At 55.8% G+C, this 1,030-nt stretch carries 1 rRNA gene; it reads right to left on the bottom strand.

Annotated elements, in window-relative coordinates:
• Nucleotides 1-2: 2 nt before the first annotated feature.
• Nucleotides 3-1,030: ribosomal RNA gene (locus tag ACFXDE_RS43870) — 23S ribosomal RNA — on the bottom strand; the annotation flags it as partial.

The raw sequence follows: 1,030 nt of genomic DNA, 5'->3' as shown, positions 1-1,030 counted from the left end.
CTGAGGACAAGCCCTCGGCCTATTAGTACCGGTCAACTCCACCCCTTACAGGGCTTCCATATCCGGCCTATCAACCCAGTCGTCTACTGGGAGCCTTACCCTCTCAAGGAGGTGGGAGTGCTCATCTCGAAGCAGGCTTCCCGCTTAGATGCTTTCAGCGGTTATCCCTCCCGAACGTAGCCAACCAGCCATGCCCTTGGCAGAACAACTGGCACACCAGAGGTTCGTCCGTCCCGGTCCTCTCGTACTAGGGACAGCCCTTCTCAACACTCCTACGCGCACAGCGGATAGGGACCGAACTGTCTCACGACGTTCTAAACCCAGCTCGCGTACCGCTTTAATGGGCGAACAGCCCAACCCTTGGGACCTACTCCAGCCCCAGGATGCGACGAGCCGACATCGAGGTGCCAAACCATCCCGTCGATATGGACTCTTGGGGAAGATCAGCCTGTTATCCCCGGGGTACCTTTTATCCGTTGAGCGACGGCGCTTCCACAAGCCACCGCCGGATCACTAGTCCCTACTTTCGTACCTGCTCGACCCGTCAGTCTCACAGTCAAGCTCCCTTGTGCACTTACACTCAACACCTGATTGCCAACCAGGCTGAGGGAACCTTTGGGCGCCTCCGTTACCCTTTAGGAGGCAACCGCCCCAGTTAAACTACCCACCAGACACTGTCCCTGATCCGGATCACGGACCCAGGTTAGACATCCAGCACGACCAGAGTGGTATTTCAACGGCGACTCCACAACAACTGGCGTTGCTGCTTCACAGTCTCCCACCTATCCTACACAAGCCGAACCGAACACCAATATCAAGCTATAGTAAAGGTCCCGGGGTCTTTCCGTCCTGCTGCGCGAAACGAGCATCTTTACTCGTAATGCAATTTCACCGGGCCTATGGTTGAGACAGTCGAGAAGTCGTTACGCCATTCGTGCAGGTCGGAACTTACCCGACAAGGAATTTCGCTACCTTAGGATGGTTATAGTTACCACCGCCGTTTACTGGCGCTTAAGTTCTCAGCTTCGCC

This window comes from Kitasatospora sp. NPDC059408 (genome assembly GCF_042751525.1).
Taxonomy (GTDB): Bacteria; Actinomycetota; Actinomycetes; order Streptomycetales; family Streptomycetaceae; genus Kitasatospora.
This window is presented reverse-complemented; position numbering and strand designations above follow the sequence as displayed.